Origin of the sequence: Minwuia sp., assembly GCF_048007105.1 — a bacterium.
In the GTDB taxonomy this organism is placed as follows: Bacteria; Pseudomonadota; Alphaproteobacteria; order Minwuiales; family Minwuiaceae; genus Minwuia.
Map to the genome: position 1 here is coordinate 3212202 of NZ_CP180352.1, position 23080 is coordinate 3235281.

General features: G+C 66.4%; 14 protein-coding genes and 3 pseudogenes. 10 read left to right on the forward strand and 7 right to left on the reverse strand.

Annotation, left to right across the window (positions count from 1 at the left end):
- Positions 1-11 precede the first annotated feature (11 nt).
- The gene (locus tag ACMVY4_RS15610; RefSeq protein ID WP_416896927.1) at positions 12-860 is read left to right on the forward strand and encodes an alpha/beta hydrolase; all 849 of its coding nucleotides are present in this window, start codon (positions 12-14) and stop codon (positions 858-860) included.
- On the opposite strand, the gene aat is transcribed toward ACMVY4_RS15610, so the two are convergent.
- From aat to aroQ, 4 genes are read right to left on the reverse strand one after another with little or no spacing between them, the layout of a single operon-like run.
- Positions 847-1512: a leucyl/phenylalanyl-tRNA--protein transferase gene (gene aat / locus ACMVY4_RS15615; RefSeq protein ID WP_416896928.1), complete on the reverse strand. Its 666-nt coding sequence runs from the start codon at positions 1510-1512 to the stop codon at positions 847-849. The two genes, ACMVY4_RS15610 and aat, sit on opposite strands and share 14 nt — an antisense overlap.
- Positions 1505-2854: an acetyl-CoA carboxylase biotin carboxylase subunit gene (accC, locus tag ACMVY4_RS15620; protein WP_416896929.1), complete on the reverse strand. Its 1350-nt coding sequence runs from the start codon at positions 2852-2854 to the stop codon at positions 1505-1507. The genes aat and accC overlap by 8 nt, the downstream gene beginning before the upstream one ends.
- A 10-nt stretch (positions 2855-2864) precedes the next feature.
- Positions 2865-3326: an acetyl-CoA carboxylase biotin carboxyl carrier protein gene (gene accB / locus ACMVY4_RS15625; protein ID WP_416896930.1), complete on the reverse strand. Its 462-nt coding sequence runs from the start codon at positions 3324-3326 to the stop codon at positions 2865-2867.
- Entirely contained in the window at positions 3323-3790 is a 468-nt protein-coding gene (gene aroQ, locus ACMVY4_RS15630) for a type II 3-dehydroquinate dehydratase (RefSeq protein WP_416896931.1), read from the reverse strand. The genes accB and aroQ overlap by 4 nt, the downstream gene beginning before the upstream one ends.
- Before the next feature lie 129 nt (positions 3791-3919).
- On the opposite strand from aroQ, the gene thiS reads away from it, so the two are divergent.
- Together thiS and ACMVY4_RS15640 are read left to right on the forward strand one after the other, a co-directional pair.
- The gene (gene thiS / locus ACMVY4_RS15635; protein WP_416896932.1) at positions 3920-4912 is read left to right on the forward strand and encodes a sulfur carrier protein ThiS; all 993 of its coding nucleotides are present in this window, start codon (positions 3920-3922) and stop codon (positions 4910-4912) included.
- Positions 4913-4944: 32 nt separating this feature from the next.
- Positions 4945-5721, forward strand: a complete 777-nt coding sequence (locus ACMVY4_RS15640; RefSeq protein WP_416896933.1) for an SDR family NAD(P)-dependent oxidoreductase — start codon at positions 4945-4947, stop codon at positions 5719-5721.
- Between the two features lie 90 nt (positions 5722-5811).
- Here ACMVY4_RS15640 and ACMVY4_RS15645 read toward each other — a convergent pair whose 3' ends face one another.
- Positions 5812-9978, reverse strand: coding sequence for a beta strand repeat-containing protein (locus ACMVY4_RS15645; RefSeq protein ID WP_416896934.1), 4167 nt, complete (start codon positions 9976-9978; stop codon positions 5812-5814).
- 34 nt (positions 9979-10012) lie between these two features.
- Positions 10013-15769: pseudogene (locus tag ACMVY4_RS15650) on the reverse strand (hypothetical protein); the annotation flags it as partial.
- A 1480-nt stretch (positions 15770-17249) separates the two neighbouring features.
- Here ACMVY4_RS15650 and ACMVY4_RS15655 point away from each other — a divergent pair.
- From ACMVY4_RS15655 to ACMVY4_RS15675, 5 genes and pseudogenes are all read left to right on the forward strand, one after another.
- Positions 17250-18047: pseudogene (locus tag ACMVY4_RS15655) on the forward strand (hypothetical protein); the annotation flags it as partial.
- A 137-nt stretch (positions 18048-18184) separates the two neighbouring features.
- A pseudogene (locus ACMVY4_RS15660) lies at positions 18185-18331 on the forward strand (hypothetical protein); the annotation flags it as partial.
- 36 nt (positions 18332-18367) lie between these two features.
- On the forward strand, positions 18368-18724 hold the full coding sequence (locus tag ACMVY4_RS15665) for a peptidoglycan-binding domain-containing protein (protein WP_416896935.1): 357 nt from the start codon (positions 18368-18370) through the stop codon (positions 18722-18724).
- A gap of 478 nt (positions 18725-19202) precedes the next feature.
- Positions 19203-20126: a sulfite exporter TauE/SafE family protein gene (locus tag ACMVY4_RS15670; protein WP_416896936.1), complete on the forward strand. Its 924-nt coding sequence runs from the start codon at positions 19203-19205 to the stop codon at positions 20124-20126.
- Positions 20126-20851: a TIGR02186 family protein gene (locus tag ACMVY4_RS15675; protein ID WP_416896937.1), complete on the forward strand. Its 726-nt coding sequence runs from the start codon at positions 20126-20128 to the stop codon at positions 20849-20851. Before ACMVY4_RS15670 ends, ACMVY4_RS15675 begins: the two co-directional genes overlap by 1 nt.
- 5 nt (positions 20852-20856) lie before the next feature.
- Here the strand turns inward: ACMVY4_RS15675 and ACMVY4_RS15680 are convergent, their stop codons facing one another.
- Positions 20857-21477, reverse strand: a complete 621-nt coding sequence (locus ACMVY4_RS15680; protein WP_416896938.1) for a LysE/ArgO family amino acid transporter — start codon at positions 21475-21477, stop codon at positions 20857-20859.
- A gap of 117 nt (positions 21478-21594) precedes the next feature.
- Here ACMVY4_RS15680 and ACMVY4_RS15685 point away from each other — a divergent pair, with 117 nt between their 5' ends.
- On the forward strand, positions 21595-22158 hold the full coding sequence (locus ACMVY4_RS15685; RefSeq protein ID WP_416896939.1) for a DUF2889 domain-containing protein: 564 nt from the start codon (positions 21595-21597) through the stop codon (positions 22156-22158).
- 75 nt (positions 22159-22233) lie between these two features.
- Complete coding sequence (dapD, locus tag ACMVY4_RS15690; protein ID WP_416896940.1) at positions 22234-23076, forward strand: 2,3,4,5-tetrahydropyridine-2,6-dicarboxylate N-succinyltransferase; 843 nt, start codon at positions 22234-22236, stop codon at positions 23074-23076.
- Positions 23077-23080 lie beyond the last annotated feature (4 nt).

Below are 23080 nucleotides of genomic sequence, written 5' to 3' on the forward strand. Positions count from 1 at the left end.
AGCGAAACGACATGACCTACTGGCAGGACTGGCCGGCCGAGGAGATCGAGCGGCATTTCAATCCGCGCGTGGCGGCGGCGGACGCCGCGAAGCATCTCGAAGACTTCACCGTGCGTTCGGCGCAGACACGCAAGGTTTACGACATGCGCCGCAATATCCCCTATGGCGATCATCCGCGGGAAATCTACGACATCTTCCCCGGCATCATGGGCGGGCCGCTGCACATCTTCATCCATGGCGGCTACTGGCGGGCGCTGTCCAAGGACGAGCACAGCTTCGTCGCCCAGCCTTTCAACGCAGCCGGCGCCACCGTCGTGATGATCAACTACCCGCTCTGTCCGGACGTCCGTCTGAGCGCCCTGGCCGACGCCGTGATGCGAGGGATCGCCCATGCCGTTTCCCATGCCGACAACTACGGCGCCGATCCGACCCGCGTTCATCTCAGCGGGCACTCGGCGGGCGCCCATCTGGCGGCCGTTGCGGCCGCAAATGACTGGACTGCCCATGGCCTGCCGGCCGACTGCGTGAAGACGGCGACACTGCTTTCCGGCATCTTCGATCCACGGGTCGCCATGCGCACCACGATCAACGCCGAGATCGGGCTCGACGAGGACCAGGCGGAACGCAACAACATCCTGACGGAAGCTTTCCAGCCCCTGCCCCATGTCGACATTCTGCTCGCCGCCGGGGGCGCCGAGCCGGACGGCTGGATCCGGCAGTCGACCGGTTACCGGGAGTTGTTCGGCGTCCGGCGCGAGGTGATGCTGCCCGAAGGCGCCAACCACTTCACCCTGCTGGACCATGTGGCCGACCCGAAGGCCGGGCTCTGCAAGGCGATGCTCGCCCTCATGGCGTCATAGGCGCGTCGACGATCCCGAGCGCCTTCGCACCGTCCATGTTCTCTTCGGCACGGTCGAAGTCGCCCTCGCCGATCAGCGCGTCCCCGAGCATGTGGTGGAAGTCCGCCTTGGGGACCGACAGGACGTTGAACTGCTTCAGGTGGTCGTTGACGAACTGGCTGTCGAAGAGCCGGTAGCCGCCGAACTTGAGCCGTGCGACCATGTGGACGAGTGCGATCTTGGACGCGTCGGTCGCGCGCGAGAACATGCTCTCGCCGAAGAAGGCGGCACGCAGCGCCACGCCGTAGATGCCCCCCACAAGCTCGTCGCCGCGCCAGCACTCGACGCTGTGGGCTATACCGATCCGGTGCAGTTCGCTGTAGGCCCTGACGATCTCCGCATTGATCCAGCTGTCGAAACGGCCCCGGGCGAAATTGATTTCCGAGCAGGCCTGGATCACATCGTCGAAGGCGCGGTCGGCGGTGATACGAAACGGGTTCTGCCGGATGGTCTTGCGCAGCCGTTTAGGCACGTGGAATCCGTCCAGCGGCATGACCCCGCGCGTTTCCGGATCGACCCAGAAGATCTCGCCGCTCTCCCGGCTCTCGGCCATGGGAAACAGGCCTCGGGCATAGGCCTGGATCAGCAGGTTGGAACTGAGAGCCTCAGTCACCGACCAATCGTTCGAGATTCTGCTCGAGCCAGTGGATCGTGTAATCCCCGTCGATGAATTCGGGATCGTCCACAAGGGCTGCGTGAAGCGGAATGGTCGTGCTGATTCCGCCGATGACAAACTCCTCCAGGCACCGCCGGAGGCGCATGAGGCATTCATTGCGGTTGCGGCCGTGCACGACCAGCTTGGCGATCAGGCTGTCGTAATAGGGCGGCACCCGGTAGCCCTGATAAAGTCCGGAATCGACGCGGACGCCCAGACCGCCCGGCGGATGATAGTCGGTGACGTTGCCGGGCGTCGGGCGGAAGGTGCGCGGGTCCTCGGCATTGATCCGGCACTCCACAGCATGGCCGGCGAAGCGGACATCCTTCTGCGACAGGCTGAGCGGCGCGCCGGAAGCGATGCGGATCTGCTCCCGGACCAGGTCGATACGGGTGATCGCCTCCGTTACCGGATGCTCGACCTGAAGCCGGGTATTCATCTCGATGAAGTAGAACTCGCCGTCCTGATAGAGGAACTCGATCGTGCCGGCGCCCCGGTACCCGAGCCCGGCCACCGCCTTTGCCGCGCGCTCGCCGATGGCGTTGCGCTGATTGGCATTCAGGGCCGGTGATGGCGCTTCCTCGAGGACCTTCTGATGCCGGCGCTGCAGCGAGCAGTCCCGTTCGCCCAGATGGATCGCCTCGCCCTTGCCGTCGCCGAAAACCTGCACCTCGATATGGCGCGGGGACGGCAGGTACTTCTCCATGTACATCGTGTCGTCGCCGAAGGCGTGCATGGCCTCGTTGCGGGCCTGGGTCAGCAGTTCCTCGAGCTGGTCCTCGCTCTTGATGACCTTCATGCCGCGGCCGCCGCCGCCGGCCGCCGCCTTGGCCAGCACCGGATACCCGATGGCGCCGGCTTCCTTCCGGGCGACGTCCATGTCTTCCAGATTGCCCTCGAAGCCGGGCACCACGGGCACCCCGAGGTCGCGCATGGTCTTCTTGGCCGCGATCTTGTCGCCCATCAGGCGGATGTGTTCCGGCGTCGGTCCGATGAAGGCGATCTCGTGCGCCTCCACGATCTCCGCGAAGCGGGCGTTCTCGGACAGGAAGCCGTAGCCCGGATGGACGGCGTCCGCGCCTGTGATCTCGGCGGCCGAGATCAGCGCCGGGATGTTGAGGTAGCTTTCCTTCGGATTCGGAGGGCCGATACAGACGAACTCGTCGGCGAGCCGGACGTGCATGGCGTCCGCGTCGGCGGTGGAGTGCACCGCCACCGTCTTGATCCCCATTTCCCGGCATGCCCGGTGGATGCGCAGCGCGATCTCACCCCGGTTGGCGATCAGGATTTTCTCGAACATGCTGCCTGCCCTATTCGATCACGATCAGGGTCTGCTCGAACTCAACAGGCTGCTCGTTCTCGACCAGTATCGCCGCCACGCGGCCCGCGACGGGCGACGGGACGGGGTTCATCGTCTTCATGGCCTCGACGATCAGCAGGGTCTGGCCGACCGTGACCGTGTCGCCCACCTTGACGAAAGCCGCGGCGCCGGGCTCCGGCGAGAGATAGGCCGTCCCCACCATCGGCGACGTCACCGGCGTGCCCTTCATGTCCGGGCCGGCGGCGGCTGCGTCGGAAGCCGCGGCCGGCAGCGGAGCGGCGGGTGCGGCGACCGGCGCCGCAACCTGGGCGGCCGTGACCATCTGCGGCGCCTGCTTGCCCAGACGGACCTTCACGTCGCCCTCTTCCCATTCGATCTCCGTCAGACCGGCCTCGTTCAGCAGCGCCGCCATCTGGGCGAGCGCCTTCATATCGACATTCAGTTTGCTCATGACTTCGCCATTTGTTGTTGTTTCGCCGCCCTGAGTTCCGCGGTCAGGGCCTGGATCGCAAGGATGTAGCCGAGGGATCCGAAGCCGCAGATCACGCCCTTGGCGGCCTTCGAAACATAGGAATGATGCCGGAACTCGTCACGCTGGTGGATATTCGACAGGTGCACCTCGACCGTCGGGATTTCAACCGCCAGCAGCGCGTCGAGGATCGCAACCGATGTGTGCGAATAGGCGGCCGGATTGATGATGATGCCGGATGAGCGCCCCCTTGCCTCGTGGATCCAGTCCACCAGTTCGCCCTCATGGTTCGACTGGCGAAAATCCACCTGCACACCGAAACCCTGGGCGACCTGCTGGCAGGCCCCTTCGATATCGGCAAGCGTTTCCCGGCCATAGACCTCCGGCTGACGGGTCCCGAGCAGATTCAGGTTCGGTCCGTTCAGGATCAACAGCGTGTCGGCCATGCGTGACGTGCGCCCCTTTCCCCTTGATCGACACGGCGTTTATAGTGCCATTACAGGCCGCGCGAAACCTTGGCCATCCGGCTCGCGGGACTATCTCCTCTGAAACACTGGATTACTGGACCTTTCAGCATGCGCATCACCGTCAATGGCAAGCAACGCGACTTTGACGACGGCATGACCGTGCATGATCTGCTGACGCGGATGCGGCTCAATTCGCGGAAGATCGCCGTCGAACTGAACCTGGAGATCGTCGCCAAGTCCGCCTACCGCCGGACCACGCTGGACGATGGCGACGAGGTGGAGATCGTCCATTTCATCGGCGGCGGCGCCGATACAGCGCCGGCCCGGAAGGACGACGACAGCTTCACGGTCGCCGGCCGGACCTTCCGCTCCCGTCTGCTGGTCGGGACCGGCAAGTACAAGGATTACGAACAGAACGCGCGCGCCGTCGAGGCCGCGGGCGCCGAGATCGTGACCGTCGCCGTGCGGCGCGTGAATGTGACCGATCCGGACCAGCCCATGCTGGTGGATTTCATCGATCCGCAGAAATACACCTACCTGCCGAACACCGCCGGCTGCTTCACGGCCGAGGATGCGGTGCGCACGCTGCGGCTGGCCCGCGAGGCCGGCGGCTGGGATCTGGTGAAGCTGGAGGTCCTGGGCGACCAGAAGACCCTCTACCCGAACATGCCGGAAACCGTCCGGGCCGCCGAGGCGCTGCTGAAGGAAGGCTTCGAGGTGATGGTCTACTGTTCCGACGATCCCATCCAGGCCAAGCGGCTGGAGGAAATGGGCTGCTGCGCGATCATGCCTCTGGGCGCACCGATTGGCTCCGGTCTCGGGATCCAGAACCCGGTCAACATCCGCCTGATCGTCGAGGAGGCGAAGGTGCCGGTGCTGGTCGACGCAGGCGTCGGCACGGCCTCCGACGCCGCCATCGCCATGGAGCTCGGCTGCGACGGCGTGCTGATGAACACCGCCATTGCCGAGGCGAAGGATCCGATCATGATGGCGCGCGCCATGAAGGCGGCGGTCGAGGCCGGCCGCCTGGCCTATCTGGCCGGCCGCATGCCGAAGAAGAAATACGCCGATCCGTCATCGCCGCTGGCCGGCCTGATCTGATCGAGAAACACGCTACTGGGGAGGGTAAGCGCATGATGTTCGACCTGCGCGGCAAGTCCGCGATCGTCACGGGATCCACCAAGGGTATCGGCAAGGCCATTGCCGAAGCCTTCGCGAAACAGGGCGCAAATGTCGTCGTGTCCAGCCGCAAGGCCGACGCCGTCGAGGCGGTCACGAAGGATATCAACGACAACCATGCCGCCAATGGCGGCCGCGCCATCGGCATCCCCTGCAACATCTCCTACAAGGAGCAGCTGCAGGAGCTGGTTGCCGGGACCCGCGCCGAGTTCGGCCAGGTCGACATCTATGTCGGCAACGCCGCCGTGAACCCGTTCTACGGCTCGTCGCTGGATATACCGGACAGCGCCTTCGAGAAGATCATGGCGGTGAACATCCAGTCCAACCACTGGGCCTGCAACCTGGTGCTGCCGGAGATGATCGAGCGCAGGGACGGCGTCATCATCATCGTCTCGTCGATCGGCGGCCTGCGGGGATCGCGGGTGCTGGGCGCCTACGCCATCTCCAAGGCCGCGGACATGCAGATGGTCCGCAACCTGGCCATGGAGTACGGCAAGCACAACATCCGCGCCAACGCCATTGCGCCGGGCCTGATCCAGACCGATTTCGCCCGCGCGCTGTGGGAGGATCCGGAGTTCCGCAAGCGCTCCGAGGCGCAGGCGCCGCTCAACCGCATCGGCCAGCCCGAGGAAATTGCCGGTCTGGCCGTCTATATGGCCGCCAGCGAGGGCAGCTTCCTGACCGGGCAGACCATCGCCGTGGATGGCGGGGTGACCATCTCCGGCGGCTGACCGCCAGACGACCGGTTCACATCTCCGGAACGAACAAGGGCGGCGGCAGCAAGGCCACCGCCCTTTTCTTCTGCGCATTCCCCTCAGACGTCAGAAGATGAAGTCGTCCGTCTCGTCCAGTGACGACGCGACCACACCTTCCAGCGTGATGGTCTGGCCGTTGAAGGTGATCACGGCATCGCCGCCGGTCTGCTGGATGTTGAGATCCCCGAAGCTGATGCTCAACGCCGACAGGTCGATCACATCCTCGCTGCCGGATCCGGTCGTGAAATCCTGGATGATGTCATTGCCCCACAAGGCATTGTCGAAGATGAACAGGTCGTCGCCCAGGCCGCCTGCCAACGTGTCGGTGTCGCCGCCGCCGGAGCCGCCGTTCAGCGTGTCGGAACCCTCGTCGCCGAACAGGCTGTCATTGCCGGCGCCGCCGAAAAGTTCGTCGTTTCCGAGACCGCCATCGACAATGTCGTCGCCGTCATTGCCGAGTACCGTGTCGTTGCCGGCCTCGCCGCGGACCGTGTCGATGCCGTTGCCGCCTTCCATGCTGTCATTGTCGGCGCCGCCAAGCATCGTATCATTGTCGTCACCGCCGAAGATGACGTCCTGACCGCCTGCGCCGTTCAGCTGATCGTTACCGATACCGCCGAAGATGGTGTCGAAGCCGACAAGGGTGTCGATGGACGGATCGTCGCCATTGATGGTGTCGTCACCCGCACCGCCGAACAGGCTGTCCAGATTGCCACCGCCGAGGATGAAGTCGTTGCCGCCCTCGCCGTTGATGGTGTCGTTGCCGAACTGGCCGCGCAGCGTGTCGGCGTCGTCGCCGCCATTGATGACATCGGCATCGGCGCCGCCGATAACCGTGTCGAGGCCCGCGCCGGCATTGACCGTATCGAAGCCGTTGCCGGCCGAGATGATGTCGTTGCCGAGCCCGCCTTCCAGCGAGTCGTCGCCATCACCGCCATTCAGACTGTCATTGCCGTCGCCGCCCAGTAGCGTGTCGATACCGGCGCCGCCGAACAGCGTGTCGTTGCCGCCGTTGCCTGTGATCAGATCATCGCCCGCGCCACCGTTAAGGCTGTCGGCGCCGAGGTCGGCGCCGCCGTCGATGGTGTCGTTGTCGCCGCCGCCATTGATCGTGTCGGCGCCATCGCCGCCGGACAGGCTGTCAAAGCCGAGCCCGCCGTCGATGCTGTCATTACCCAGACCGCCGTCGACCGTGTCGTCGCCGTCGCCGGCATCGACCGTGTCGTTGCCGTCGCCGGCCGCGATGGTGTCGACGCCCGTGCCGCCCGAGATGGTGTCAGCCCCGGCCCCGCCGAAGATGGTGTCGTTGTCGTCGCCGCCCGACAGCGTGTCATTGCCGTCGCCGCCGCTGATCAGGTCGGTACCGGCAAAACCGAAGAAGTGGTTGTTCAGCGTGTCGCCGGTCATCGTGTCGTTGAAGCCGGTGCCGAGCGCGCCTTCGATGCCGACCAGGGTGTCGCCGTCGGCATCGCCACCGGATACCGTCCCGAGACCCAGATCGATCGCAAGCGCGGCGCCGGACGTCGTGTAGTCCGCACAGTCCTCGCCATCGCCGCCGATCAGACTGTCGGCGCCGGCCTCACCCCGCAGGGTGTCATTGCCGAGGCCGCCCTCGACCGTGTCGTTGCCCGTGCCGGCGACGATGAAGTCGTTGCCGTCGAGACCCTGGATCACATCGGATGCGGCGGTGCCGTTCAGCGGATTGTCGTCGCCATTGGTGCCGGTGATGGTCACCGGACCGCCGAACTCGAAGTCGTCCGGATGCAGCTGGCTGACCAGAACGCCGGTCAGGACGACGGAATTCCCGCCACCGAGATCGATCGTCGTGTCGACCCCATTGTCCGTCGCATTGGCAAGAACATCGGAGAAGTCGTTGATCGAGCTGACATTCTGGACATCGATGACATCGATGGTGGCCGCGCCCGGCGTGAAGCCGTCGATGGTGTCGTTGCCGTCGCCGTCGTTCAGGATGAACAGGTCGTCGCCGGCGCCGCCATTCATCAGGTCGTCGCCCAGACCGCCGGTCAGCGTGTCGTCGCCATTGCCGCCACCCAGCGTGTCGCCGTCCGCGCCGCCGTCCAGGCTGTCATTGCCATTGCCACCCTGGATATTGTCGCTGCCCGTGCCGCCGAAGATCGTATCCGCGCCGTCGTCGCCGGACGCGAAGTCGTTGCCCCCGCCCATCGTGATGATGTCGCCGCCGGCGCCGCCGAAGAAGCGGTTGTCCTCGACCCCGCCGGTCAGCGTGTCGTCCAGCGCGGTGCCGATGGCGCCTTCGAAATTGGACACGGTGTCGTTGCCGACCAGCGTGTCCGCCGTGTCGTAGTCGACCGGCCCGGTCTCGCCCGACAGGTCGAGAATGTCGAGGCCCGCGCCGCCGTCGAGCACGTTGGCGCCTTCGCCGCCGCTGACGGTATCCGCGCCGATGCCCGCATCCACGGTGTCGTCGCCGTCGCCTGCGGCTATGGTGTCACCGCCACCGCCGCCGATCAGGGTCTCGCCGGCCGCCGAGCCGATCAGCGTATCGGCGAAGGACGACCCAATGACCTGCTCGATGCCGGAGACCGTATCGTTGCCGCCGTTCGACAGGTCGAAGCTGACGCCCGAGTTCTCGATGGAGAAGTCGACGGTGTCGCTGCCGAGGCCGCCGATCACGCTGTCCGCGCCCTGGCCGACGAAGATCAAATCGTCGCCGTCGCCGGCGTCCAGTGTGTCGTTGCCGGCGTTGCCGCCCAGCGTGTCGTTGCCGTCGCCGCCGGTGATGATGTCCGCGCCGAGTCCGCCGGTCAGGATGTTTGCGCCCGCTGTGCCGGTCAGCGTGTCGTTGAAGTCGGAACCGGTGATGTTCTCGAAATTCGAGATCACGTCGCCGGTTGCATGGCCGCCAGCCGCCGTGTTCAGGGCGATGTCGATGTTCACCGCCGCCGTCGAACCTTCATAGGACACGGTGTCGTTGCCGAGACCGCCGTCGAGCGTATCGCCCGAGGCGCGGCCCTCGATGGAATCGTTGCCGTCGAGGCCGAACAGCCTGTTGCCGAAGGAGTCGCCACGCAGCGTGTCGCCGAACAGCGAGCCGATGGCGTTTTCGATCCGGTCGAACACATCCCCCGTCGCCTCGCCGCCGCTCGCGGTGTTGAGGTCGAGATCGATGTTCACGCCCGCCGCGGAGTTCTCGTAGGTGACGGTGTCGTCGCCCAGGCCGCCGCGCATCGTGTCCGCGCCGTTGCCGCCCTCGAACAGGTCGTTGCCGGTTCCGCCCACCAGGCTGTCCGAACCGCCCTGACCGCGCAGCGTGTCGTTGTCGAAGCCGCCGATGATGGTGTCGTCACCGGTCCCGCCGTCGAGAGAGTCGTCGTTCTCTCCGCCGTCGATAAGGTCGTTCTCGCTGCCGCCGAAGATGACGTCATCGCCATGATCGCCCAGCAGCGTGTCGGCGCCCTGATTGCCCTCGATCGTGTCGTCGTGACAGTTGCCGTCCAGCAGGTCGTTGCCATTCCCGCCCTGGACAAAGTCGTCATCGTCGCCGGCATCGACCGTGTCGTCGCCATCTCCGCCGAAGATGCTGTCATTGCCCCAGTCGGTCAGGATGCTGTCATTGCCCAGTCCGCCGATGGCGACGTCCGCGCCGGCGCCGGTGTTCAGCGTGTCGTTGCCGTCATTGCCGAGAACGCTGTCGTCGCCCTCGCCCGAATTGATCAGGTCGTTGCCTTCGTCGCCCTGCACGGTGTCGTTGCCCGCGCCGCTGACGATGGTGTCGGAGTTGGCGCCGCCCTGGATCAGGTCGTTGCCGCTGCCGGAGGTGATGTTGTCGAGGCCGGACCCGCCGAGGACGGTGTTCTGGCCCTCGCCGGCCAGAATGACATCGTCGCCGGTGTCGCCGTCGATGGAATCGTCGCCGGCTCCGGCGTCGATGAAGTCCGCACCGGCATTGCCGAACAGCAAGTCATTGCCGTTCTCGCCGAAGATCCGGTCGGCGCCGTCACCGCCCGCGATGCTGTCATTGTCGGCGCCGCCGCGGAGCGTATCGTCCAGCGCGTCGCCCAGCAGGGTGTCGTTGCCCGCGCCGCCGTTCAGCACGCCGATGCCGACGCCGCCGTCGAGCAGGTCGTCGCCCAGGCCGCCATTCAGCGTGTCGTCGCCTTCTTCGCCGCGGACGATGTCGTTGCCGTCGCCGCCATCGAGGGAGTCGTTGCCCAGGCCGCCCAGCAGCGAGTTCGGCTTCTGTGCCGCCATCCAGCGTGTCATTGCCATCGCCGCCGTTCAGCGTGTCGATGCCGGAGCCGCCGAACAGCCGGTCGTCGCCCGCGTCGCCGGTTAGGGTGTCGCTGCCCGCGCCGCCGAAGATGGTGTCGTCCTCGGCGCCGCCGACAACCAGATCGTCGCCATCGCCCGCGTCGATGCGGTCGGTGCCTTCATTGCCCTGGATCGTGTCGTTGCCGATGCCGCCGTTCAGCGTGTCCTGGCCCTCGCCACCGAAGATGCGGTCACTGCCGTCGCCGCCTTCGACGCTGTCATTGCCGGCCGCGCCGGAGACCGTGTCGTCGCCAGCCCCGCCCAGCACGGTGTCATTGCCGTCGGCCGCTGTCAGGTTGTCGCTGCCGTCGCCGCCGAAAATCTGGTTGTCGGCGGCATTGCCCGTGACCGTGTCGCCGAAGGCGCTGCCGATCAGGTTCTCGAACCCTGTGACGACGTCGCCCTGGGCGTCGCCGCCCGAGCTGACGCCGCCTGACATGTCCACACTGACCCCGGCCGAGGAGGCCGAGTAGTCGATCAGGTCGATGCCTGCGCCGCCGTTCAGATTGTCGGCGCCGGCCGCCGCGATGACGGTGTCGTTGCCATCGCCGGCCCGGACCGTGTCGTCGCCGGCGCCGTCGCTGATCAGGTCGCCTTCGGAACCGCCGTCGATATCGTCATTGCCGTCGCCACCGGTAAGTGTGTCGGCACCGGAAGCGCCGTCGATGACGTCCGCACCCGCGCCGCCGTTGATACTGTCGGCGCCGCTCGCGCCAAGCAGCGTGTCCGCGCCGTCATTGCCGATCAGCGTATCGTTACCGGCCAGGCCTTCCAGCTTGTTGTCGCCGGCGTCGCCGGTCAGCGTATCGGCGAAGTTGGTGCCGACCGCGCTTTCGATCGAGGTCAGCGTGTCGCCGTCGGCGTCGCCGCCGGTCGCGATGCCCGTGCCGATATCGACATTCACCGCAGCCGTGGAGTTGCGGTAATCCGCCGAATCGTTGCCCGCGCCGCCATTGAGCACGTCAGCGCCCGCGCCGCCTTCCAGGCTGTCATTGCCGCCATCGCCGTTGAGCGTGTCAGCGCCCGCGCCGGCTGAGATCAGGTCGTCGCCATCGCCGCCCTGCAGCGCATTGGCGCTGGAATTGCCGATGATGATGTCAGCGTCGAAACCGCCGATGACGTTCTCGATCTGCTGATAGGTGTCGCCCTCGGCGTCCGAACGGGAACCCAGGCCGGTGGCCAGATTGACCGTCACGGCGCCGCCCGCGCCCGAATAGTCAATCGTGTCGATGCCGTTGTTGCCGTTCAGCGTGTCGGCGCCGCCATCGCCCAGCAGCAGGTCGTTGCCTTCGCCGCCGGACAGCAGGTCGTCGCCCAGATCGCCGCTCAGCGTGTCGTCACCCTCGCCGCCGCGGACCTGGTCGTTCTCGCTGCCGCCGAACAGGCTGTCATTGCCGATGCCGCCGTCCAGGATGTCGTCGCCGCTGTCGCCCAGCAGCGTGTCGGCCCCGGCCTCGCCCAGAACCGTGTCCGCGCCGATGCCGCCGATGGCGGAGTCATTGCCGTCGCCGCCCTTGATCAGGTCGAGGCCGTCATTGCCGTTCAGCGTGTCGTTGCCAAGGCCGCCGACAACCGTGTCGTCGCCCGCATCGCCCTGGACCTGATCGTCGCCATCCTCGCCGAGAACGAAGTCGTTGCCGGCGCCGCCGATCACCGTGTCATTGCCGGCGCCGCCAAGCGCCTGATCGGCGCCGTCGCCGCCATTGACGACGTCGTTGCCGAGACCGCCGCGCAGCGTATCGTTGTCGGCGAGACCGGAGACGATGTCGTCATCGTCGCCGCCGTCGAGCACATCGTCGCCTTCGTCGCCGGTCAGCGTGTCATTGCCGGCATCGCCGAACATGGTGTCGTTGCCTGCGTCGCCATCGACGACGTCGGCGCCCGCGCCGCCGCGAACCACATCGTCGCCGAGTTCGCCGCGCACGGTATCGTTGCCGGCATCGCCGAGCAGCGTGTCATTGTCATTTCCGCCGCGGATTGAGTCGTTGTCGTCGCCGCCGAAGATGATGTCGTTGCCGTCGGAGCCGAGCAGATTGTCCTGACCCGCGCCGCCATTGATGACGTCGTTGCCGAGTTCGCCATTCAGGCCGTCATTGCCCGCGCCACCCTCGATCGTGTCGTTGTCGGCACCGCCGAAAGCGGAATCGTCGCCGTCGCCGCCCTTGATGCGGTCTGCGCCGGCATCGCCGTTCAGCGTGTCGTTGCCTAGGCCGCCATCAAGCGTGTCGAGCCCGTCGCCGCCGAAGAACCGGTCATTGCCGTCCGCACCGCCCAGGAAGTCGTTGCCCGCATTGCCCGAAAGCGTGTCCGCGCCATTGCCGCCGAAGATCCGGTCATTGTCGCCGCCGCCGTTGATCGAGTCCGCGCCGTCGAGTCCAAACAGACCATTGGACGCATTCGAACCGACGATCGTGTCGTTGAAGTTCGAGCCGATGACGTCTTCCAGGTTCGAATAGGTGTCGCCCAGCGCATCGCCTGCAGTGCCAACTCCAAGGCCGAGATCCACACCGACGGCTGCGCCGCTGGCGGAGAAGTCGATGACATCGATGCCGCCGCCGCCATTGATGCTGTCCGCACCTGCGCCGCCGATGATCGTGTCTTCGTTCGCGCCCGCCAGAATGGTGTCGTTGCCGTCGCCGTCGCGGATCAGGTCGTCGCCATTGCCGGTCGTCAGCAGATCGTTGCCCGTCCCGCCATCGACCGTATCGTTGCCGTTGCCGCCATCGATGGTGTCGTCGCCGCCAGCACCGGAAATCGAGTCCTGACCGATGCCGCCGACGAAGTTGTTCGCGCCGCCATTGCCGATCAGCGTGTCATCGGCCGTTGTGCCGATTGCGCCTTCGATCGCCGTCAGCGTATCGCCGTCGGCGTCACCGCCGGTCGCGATGCCCAGCGCGATGTTGACATTGATAGGCCCGACCGAGCCGGAATAGTCCGCCGTGTCGATGCCGGCGCCGCCATCCAGGCTGTCGGCGCCTGCGCCGCCCTTCAGCGTGTCGTTGCCGTTGCCGCCGAGCAGCGTGTCGCCGCCGCCAAGGCCGGAAAGGAAGTCCGCGCCCGCGCCACCGTCGAGGACGTTGTCGTCGGCATTGCCCTTGATCGTGTCGGCCAGAGAGGTGCCGATCACGTTCTCGATCTTGCGCAGCTGGTCGCCTTCGGCATCCGAGCGCTCGCCCTTGCCGTTGTTCAGGTTGACCGTGACGCCGCCTGAGGAGCTCGAATAATCCGCGACGTCGATGCCGTCGCCGCCGGCCATGCGGTCCGCGCCCGACGCACCGATCAGGGTGTCGTTGCCCAGGCCGCCGCGCATGTCGTCATTGCCGGACCCGCCGAACAGGCTGTCGTCCCCGCCATCGCCATTGACGATGTCATCGCCGCCGCCGCCGACCAGGGTGTCGGCGTCGTCGCCGCCGCGCAGGATATCGTCCTGGGAGCCGCCGTTCAGGCTGTCGGAGCCGGCGCCGCCTTCCAGAATGTCGGATTCGGTGCCGCCGAAGATGCTGTCATTGCCGTCGCGGCCGCGAATGACGTCGCTGCCCGCATTGCCGGACAGGCTGTCATCACCGGCACCGCCGTCCACGGTATCGCTGCCTTCGTTACCGAGGACGGTATCGTTGCCGTCGCCGCCCAGCAGCGTGTCGATGCCCGCGCCGCCGTCGATGAAGTCGTCGCCGGCGTCGCCCTTGACGACGTCCTTGCCATTGTTGCCGAACAGGCTGTCATTGCCTTCGCCGCCGCGGACCGTGTCCTCGTCGTCAAGACCGCGGATCGTGTCGTTGCCATCGCCGCCGAACAGGATGTCACGGCCGGTCTCGCCGTGGATGGAATCGTCGCCAAGGTCGCCGAAGACGATATCGTCGCCGCCGTCGCCATTCAGCGAGTCGTTGTCGGCCTGACCCAGCAGGCGGTCGTTGCCGTCGCCGCCCCGCAGCGTGTCGTCGCCATCGCCGCCTTCGAGCGAATCCACGCCCTCCTGGCCGAGCACGGAATCGTTGCCGATACCGCCGAAGACACTGTCATTGCCTTCATTGCCGGCGACGGTGTCGTTGCCCGCACCACCGAAGACGCGGTCATTGCCGATTTCGCCGGAGACCACGTCGTCGCCGTCGTCACCTGACAGGCTGTCGCCACCGGTGCCGCCGGCAATGTCGTCATTGTCCGCGCCGCCATTGATGGTATCGAGGCCGTCGCCGCCACGCAGCAGGTCCAGGCTGATACCGCCATCGATCGAGTCATTGCCGGAATCGCCCTTCAGCTCATCCGCGCCCGTGCCGCCGTCGATGGTGTCGTTGTCGGCGCCGCCCTCGACGGAGTCTGCACCCGCGCCGCCCTGAATCAGGTCCGCGCCATTGCCGCCACGCAGCGTGTCCGCGCCGTCGTCGCCATTCAGCGTATCGGCGCCCGTGCCGCCGCCGATCTCGTCATTGTCGAGACCGCCGCTGACGAAATCGTTGCCATCGTCGCCGCTGATGCGGTCGGCGCCGGAACCGCCGGCCAGCGAGTCATTGCCGCTGCCGCCGCCGATATTGTCGACCTCGGTACCGCCGGTGATCGTGTCGGCGCCGTCGCCGCCGAACAGCCGGTTGAAACCGCTGGTGGCCGAAATCAGGTCGTTGCCGGCAAAGCCGAGCGCCTCGTCATCGCCGTCGCCGGCTTCCAGCGTGTCCGCACCGCCCAGCGTGTCGCCGGCCAGATCGCCGGTCAGCGTGTCGTTGCCGGCGCCACCGACGATGCTGTCGCTGCCATCCTCACCGATCAGGATATCGGCGCCTTCGCCGCCGAAGATCGTGTCCGTGCCCAGGCCGGCCCGGACGATGTCGTCTCCGTCACCGGCGTCCAGGAGATCGTTGCCCGAGTCACCGTCGAGAAGGTCGCCTTCGGTGCCCCCGAACAGGCTGTCGTCGCCGGCCTCGCCGAACAGCCGGTCGAAGCCTGCCGAACCGGAGATCGAATCACCGCCGGCGCCGCCGCGGATGTCGTCATTGCCGCCTTCGCCGTCGAGCGTATCGATACCGCCGCCGCCGACGATGTTGTCCGCATCGGCGCCGCCAAGGATCAGGTCGTCGCCCAGTTCGCCGGCGAGCGAATCCGCGCCGTCTCCGCCGGAGATCTCGTCGTTGCCGTCCTTGCCGAAGATTGTGTCCTGCCCGGCCGAGCCGACAAGCGTGTCATTGCCCGCGCCGCCGTTCAGCAGGTCGCTGTTGTTCCCGCCGTCGAGCGAGTCGTCGCCGTCGCCGCCGAACAGGGTGTCGTTGTTGTCGCCGCCGGCCAGGGTGTCGTTACCGCCACGGCCGTCGAGCAGGTTCTGGGACAGATTGCCGATGAGGATGTCGCCGGCCGTGCCGCCGAGAACGCGCTGGATCGCCGAAACGACGTCGGTGCCGAGATCCGCGCCAAAGGCGATCCCGGAATCGAGGTCGGCAATGATCTGCGTGTTGATGTTGGTGTAGTCGAGAACGTCGATGCCGGCCCCGCCGAACATCGTGTCGTTGCCAAGTCCGCCGCGGAAGGTGTCGTCGCCGTCATTGCCGGCGAGTGAATCGTCTCCGTTCCCGCCACTCAGAAGGTCGTCGCCTTCGAGACCCAACAATGTATCGTTGCCGTCGCGCCCTTCGAGGACGTCGTTGCCGGACGTGCCGGTCAAACTGTCATCACCCGGTGTCCCGACCTCCTCGATGAAGCGGACATCCGACAGGGCTGCAAACCGCAGCAGTTCGCCTAACAGCGACATGATCGCCCTCCAACTAGGCCATCAACTCAACTCAAACTGCCGCAGCATTCCGTTATTATTCTTATTGCACCGACTATTAAGCAGATACGGGCCTGCACAACAAGCCGCTATCGACATGATGCCGCAAGCGGAATGCCAGTTTTCCGGCCCTACTCGACCGCTGGTGGAATTGATCCCGTCCGACCGCGCGGACAGCGCAGTCCAGTCTGGTTCCCTTGCCACGAATGTCATGTAATTTCCGGAATTTGCGACTTTCCGGTTTGCGAACTGCACGCGTGTCGGGCATTTTTTCCAAAGCACATCGGTCATACCGGTGGCAGCCGTTTGGTAGAACCGGAAGGACCTCGACATGAAACCCGGTGCGCCGTGGAGCATCAAGGGCATCGAGCAGGAGGCCCGCGAACTCGCCAAGGAACGCGCCAAGGCCGAGGGGCTGACGCTTGGCCAGTGGCTCAACAAGGCGATTTCCGAATCCGGGCAAACCGCGCCACAGGCGGCGCCGGCCGCGTCCCAGGCGGGCGGTGCGCTGGATACCGCACGCATCATGCGCGCCATCGCCGAGCTGGCACGGCGTGTCGACGCCCTGCCCGCCGAGTCCGGTCAGGCCGCTGCCGACCTCAAGCCGCTGACCGATGCGATCGCGGCCATGGAAGTCCGGCTGGACGCGATATCCGAAGCCCTACCCACAGAGACGCCTGCCTTCGATCAGTCCCGGCTGGAACGCGGCCTGATCGCGATTGCCCGCCGTATCGAAACGCTGGAACAGCGTCCCGACCCGGGTCCGGCCCTGGCTGAACTGAACCGGCAGATCGCAAATACCCCTGCTGGCGGCGAGTCACCGGATCTGTCTCGAATCGAGGCATCGCTCGCAAGTCTGGAATCCACTTTCGGCAGCAGCCCGGTTTCCGGAGACGGCGATACCGCAGCCCTGACCGCGCTGACCGGCGATATCCGAAAGGTCATGACAGGCATGGTCAACCTGGCCGCCAAGATCGATGCGGCGAACCAGGAAGTCGGGAAGAAACTGGCAGCACTGGATACCGCCCTGCAGGAGGTCCGGACCGAGTCCGCGACACCGGCGCCCGCCGATGGCACCGAACGGATTGAAGCGCGTGTCGACGCGCTGACAGCGGCGCTGGCCCGGTTGAGCGATCAGCTGACCGCCCGGCCCGGGCCGGTGGCGCCGCCGGTTCCAGAACCGGAACTTGCCCCCGCGCCGCTGGAACCCGAGCCGACGCCGGAACCCGAGCCGCAGCGAACGGAATCGAGCCACCTCGCCGCCCTGAACGATCTTTCCGCCCAGGACGAGACCGTTGGCGGCGCCTATCCCGACGACGAGCCCTTCTTTCGCGAGATCGAACCACAGGCCCCGGAGCCGGAAATCGAAGAGAAGCCGGATTTCGGTGCCACCGGGATGCAGGATCACGAGCACGCCGACGAAATCGTCGGCGCCGGTGGCGGCGACACCCTGCTGGACGACATGCCGCCTCCGGATACCGGAGACGACGAACCGGCCGCCTATCAACTCGGCGCCACACCGTCGACGGATGCGGACCCGGCGGACCGGCCGCGCCGGTTGGTCGCCGTCGAGTCGCTGCTCGGAGAATCGCCGGAGCCCGAAGCGGTTCCAGACGCCGAAGGCGCGCCCCGCAATACCGGCGAGACCCGGAAGCCCTTCCGGCTCGACGAGCCTCTCGACCTTTCCCGTCAGAGACCGGAAACGCCAAGACGGCGCGGCAAGGGCTGGATCGGCTATGCCATAGCGGCACTGGTCCTCGCAGCGCTGCTCGTCGGCGGGTTCTGGTTCGCCGGAACGCCGGAATTCCGGGACGCCCGCGAACAACTGACCCGAATCTGGGACGGCCTGGCCGCCTCGGCAGGGCTTTCGGGGAACAATGATGATGCGCCGCCGCCCACGGCCGGGACAGCAACAGGACAGTCCGGCGGATCTGCCGAACCACCCAAGCCGGCTGCGCCGGAAACGGCGGCAACCTCGGAAACGGCGGAGACACCGCCGCCCGATCCGGCCCCGGCGCCGTCGGCCGAGGCAACGCCGGAACCCGCTGCGCCACCGGCGGCAACGGTAGAAACCGCGCCCGAGCAGCAGGTGGCCGCCACGCCGCCACCGACGGCGCCCCAGTCAGACCTCGACAATCTGCGCGATGCGGCCCAGGCCGGTTCGGCGGATGCGCAGTACGAACTCGGCGTTCGCCATCGCGACGGCATCGGCGTCGAAGCCAATTATTCCACGGCGGCCGACTGGTTCGACCGCGCGGCGCAACAGGGCCATGTGCCGGCCCAACTCGGGCTCGGCGTCATGTACCGGCAGGGTCTCGCCGCCAGCGCGATCTGGACCTGGCCCGGCTCTGGCTTCACGCCGCCGCCCGCGCGGGCAATCCGGATGCACAGAAATATCTGGCCGAGGTCTATGTCGACGAAAGCGCCGGCGCGCCCGACTATTTCCAGGCGGCCCGGTGGTTTCGGGAAGCCGCCGATCAGGGTGTCGTGGATGCGCAGTACAACATGGGCGTCCTCTACGAGGGCGGTCTGGGCGTGCCACGGGATTTCGAACAGTCCTATTACTGGTTCAGTCTCGCCATGCAGTCGGGCGACAGCGGCGCGGCGGCCGACGTGGACCGCGTCTCGGCGCTGCTGACGCCGGAGCAACGCCAGGAACAGGATGCGCGGGTGTCCGGTTTCAGCCCGGCGCCGAGCGCCGCCGGCGAGACCGGGGCGACCACGGCCGACGAGAGCCCCGACCGGCTGACGCGGCGGGACGAAATCAAGGAACTGCAGCGGCTGCTGATCGATCGGGGGTATGACCCGGGGGTCGCCGACGGTCTGCCTGGTTCCAAGACCCGCGACGCCATACGGGCATGGCAATCGGACCGCGGCCTGCCTGAGGTAGGACAGATCAACCGGGATGTGCTGACACGCTTGCGCGCCGATGGATGATTTCCGTAACCTTCTGAAAAGCAAATCGAAATTCTCTGGCCCTACCCGGCCATGGCCCACCTTTCGCTACCTTGAGGGAGGTGCTGTCGCCGGGCAAGTCATGCCGATTGCGGCGCACCGCAGGCCGACCCGTGGGGAGCCCGCATTCATCCGGAAATGGGTCCTACCCTGTCCCGGAGCCGATTCCCGCGGCCGGCCATGGTTCGTTGAACGGGATGCCGTTGCGGCAGCCCCTGACCCGCCGGCTCGGCGCCAAGGTTCCGGAATCTCAGGAAAACTGCCGCCATGCCGCACAGGCGGCATTGTCCAATCGAACGTCGGGGCGTAGGTTGCAGCGTCTCGCATCCGGTACCGGGCCGCGCCATGAGAGTGGCGCCGAAGGGGTTGCCGGCAACGGGGGATTCCTAGGGAAGTGACGCGGCGCGCGGGACGGATCCTGGCGCCGCATGGCCAAGACCTGAACTGAGCGGGCGACGCGTTGCAGATCTACCTACCCATTGCCGAACAGTCCGTGAGCATCTTCCTGCTTCTCGGCATGGGTGGCGGCGTCGGCTTCCTGTCCGGCATGTTCGGTGTCGGCGGCGGCTTCCTGATGACTCCCCTTCTGATCTTCGTCGGCATACCGCCTTCGGTCGCGGTCGCCACCGAGGCGAACCAGATCGTGGCCTCCAGCGTCTCCGGGGCGCTGGCTCACTGGCGGCGGAAGAATGTCGACATCAAGATGGGACTGGTTCTGCTGGCCGGTGGCCTGGTCGGTTCCTTCATCGGCACGCAGATCTTCACCTGGATGAAGACGCTCGGTCAGAACGACCTGATGATCAAGGTCTGCTACGTGCTCTTCCTCGGCATCATCGGCGGTCTGATGTTCGTCGAGAGCGCGAGAGCGCTGTTCCGCCAGCGCAAGGGCGGCGTCTCGCGCAAGAAGCGCCAGCACTACTGGGTGCACGGCCTGCCGTTCAAGATGCGGTTCAAGCGCTCCAAGCTCTACATCAGCGCCCTCCCGCCGCTGGCCGTCGGCTGTCTGGTCGGCATCCTGGCGGCGATCATGGGCGTCGGCGGCGGCTTCATCATGGTGCCCGCGATGATCTACCTGCTGGGGATGCCGACCGCCGTCGTGGTCGGCACCTCGCTCTTCCAGATCACCTTCGTCACCGCCGCGGTCACGATCCAGCATTCCTTCTACACCCAGACCGTCGATGTCGTGCTGGCGCTGCTGCTGCTGTTCGGCGCCGTGATCGGCGCCCAGTTCGGCACGCGGGTCGGCCTTTATCTCAAGGGCGAGCAACTGCGCTTCCTGCTGGCGGCAATGGTTCTCGCCGTCTGCCTGAAGCTCGGCTACGACCTCTTCGCCACGCCGGCAGAACTCTTCAGCCTGTCGCTCGGCGCAGGAGGCGGACACTGATGGCACGGCTCGCCGGATTGCTGTTGCTGTTGACGCTGTGCGGCGAAGCCGGCGCGCAGACCGCCATGGTCGCGGATATCTCGTCGCGCCGGATCGGCATCGATTCGGGCTTCAAGGGCACCGAACTGCTGCTGTTCGGTTCCCTCAGCCAGCCCGGCGACGTCGTCATCGTGGTCAAGGGGCCGCCTCAGCCCCTGACGGTGCGGCGCAAGGAGCGTGTCGCCGGCATCTGGGTGAACACGGATTCGGTCACCTACGAGGACGTGCCGAGCTTCTATGCGGTGGTTTCCAGCCGGCCACTGGACGAGATCGCCGCCGACCGTGTCCTCAGACGGCACGATATCGGGATCCGGAATCTCTCCCTGCAGGGCTCCGGCAGCGAGGACGAGGACGGTTTCGACAACGCCATACGCCGGCTGCGGCTGGACAACGGCCTCTTCTTCGAGGACGGCACAGGTGTCTCGGTACGCAATGGCAGGCTTTATCGGGCCAATGTCGCGTTCCCGGCCAATGTGCCCGTCGGCCAGTACACAACTCGTGTCTACCTGTTTCAGGACGGCAATGTCATTGCCGCCGAAACCAGCCCGATCCTGATCGACAAGACCGGCGTCGAGCGCGCGATCTTTTCCTTCGCGCATCAATGGCCGCTGTTCTACGGCATCTTTGCCGTGCTGATCGCCGGGTTCGCCGGCTGGTTCGCCGCCCAGGTCTTCCGCAGCCGCTGACCGGCTCAGATGCTGGCCGGGACTGCCAGTTCGCTGAGCAGCAGCGCCGCGATTGCCCACATCACAAGTGCGATCAGCAGGTCCAGCACCCGCCACGCCGCGGGCCGGGCAAAGACCGGCTGCAGGAACCTCGCGCCATAGCCGAGCGAGAAGAAAAAGACGAACGAGGCAGCAGCGCCGCCCGCCCAGAAGGCGATGCGCGCATCCTCGGGATGCCGCGCGGCGATGCCGCCGAGCATCACCACCGTGTCCAGATAGACATGCGGGTTCAGGAAGGTGAATGCCAGGGCCGTGGCCACAGCCGCCCGCCGGGACAGCGTCCGGTCCGGCCCCGCCTCCAGACTGCCCGGCCTCAGTGCGCGGCGCAGCGCAAAGAGCCCATAAACGATCAGAAAGGCGGCGCCGCCCAGCGTTGTCCAGAACACCAGACCCGGCCAGGCCACCACCAGGGCGCCAAGCCCCAGCACACCTGCGCCGATCAGCAGGGCATCGGCCAGGGCGCAGACCAGAACGATTTCCAGCACGTGACTGCGCAGAAGGCCCTGTCGCAGGACGAAGGCGTTCTGCGCGCCAATGGCGAGAATCAGGCTCAGACCCAGCAGAAATCCCTCGGCAAGCGCCGTCATGTCCCCTCCGCCCTCTCTCATGCGCAAACCGCCCATGAGCGGGGCAGGTCTGGACCGACCTTGAAGCCTGACCTAGGTTCCGGCGCAACCCCGTTTCAGAAGCTTCCGGAGAACATCATGGCGCTCAGCCCGCCCGTAAAGAGAAAGCACCTCCACACCCGTTCGATCGAGATCAACGGCTATGAGCGCGAGGACGGCCTCTGGGACATGGAAGGCTCGATCTCCGACTACAAGCCGGTGGCCTACGGCAAGATGGAAGAGCGCCGGGACGACGGCATGGTCCACAAGATGCACGTCCGTCTGACCATCGACATGGATTTCGTGATCCGCAAGGCCGAGGCCTGGTCCGAGATCACACCCTACGAGATCTGCAAGGAAGTGAACCCGAACTTCTCGGCGCTGGAGGGTCTGCGTATCGGCCCCGGCTTCAACCGCAAGGCTCGCGAACGGGTCGGCGGCACGGCCGGCTGCACCCACATCGTCGAACTTCTGCCGCAGATGGGTACGGCCACGATGCAGACGCTGTGGCCCGTGATCGACGCCATGGGCAGCACCGGCGAATCCGAGCGGCGGCCCTCGATCCTGAACACCTGCCACTCGTGGGCCGAATACAGCCCGGTGGTCGAGAAACGCTATCCCCGCTTCTATCGTCCGAAGCCCGAGGACCCCGAGGCCGCCTGAGCGCGGTTGACTCCCCGCCACCCGGGGCTATCGTCCGCGCGCCGCAGGATACCGCAAGATGAGGGAACGCCCGCCATGAGCCTCGAGCAGCTCGAAATCAACATCGAACAGGCCTGGGAGAACCGGGACCAGATCACACCGCAGACCACCGGGATCATCGCCGAGTCCGTCAACGAGGCGCTCGACGCCCTCGATAGCGGCCAGGCCCGCGTCGCCGAGAAGACCGCGAGCGGCTGGGTCGTGAACCAGTGGCTGAAGAAGGCCGTGCTGCTCGGCTTCCGTCTGAACGACATGACCACCATCGCCGGCGGGCCCGGCAAGGACACCACCTGGTTCGACAAGGTGCCGAGCAAGTTCGAGGGCTGGGGCGAGGCGGAGTACCGCAATGCCGGCTTCCGCGCCGTGCCGAACTGCATCGTGCGCCGTTCCGCCTACATCGCGCCGGGCGTGGTGCTGATGCCGAGCTTCGTGAACCTGGGCGCCTATGTCGACAGCGGCACAATGGTCGATACCTGGGCCACTGTCGGCTCCTGCGCCCAGATCGGGAAGGAATGCCACATCTCCGGCGGCGCCGGCATCGGCGGCGTGCTGGAGCCGCTCCAGGCGGGACCGGTGATCATCGAGGACAACTGCTTCATCGGCGCCCGCTCCGAGGTCGCCGAGGGCGTCATCGTCGAGCAGGGCTCGGTCCTCTCGATGGGCGTTTACATCGGCGCCTCGACCAAGATCATCGACCGCGAGACCGGCGAGGTCCATATCGGCCGCGTACCGTCCTATTCGGTCGTGGTGCCCGGCTCCCTGCCCGGCCCCGTGGTCGACGGCAAGCCGACGCCGGCGCTCTACTGCGCCGTGATCGTCAAGCGCGTCGATGAGCGCACCCGCGCCAAGACCTCGATCAACGAGCTGCTGAGGACCTGAGGCC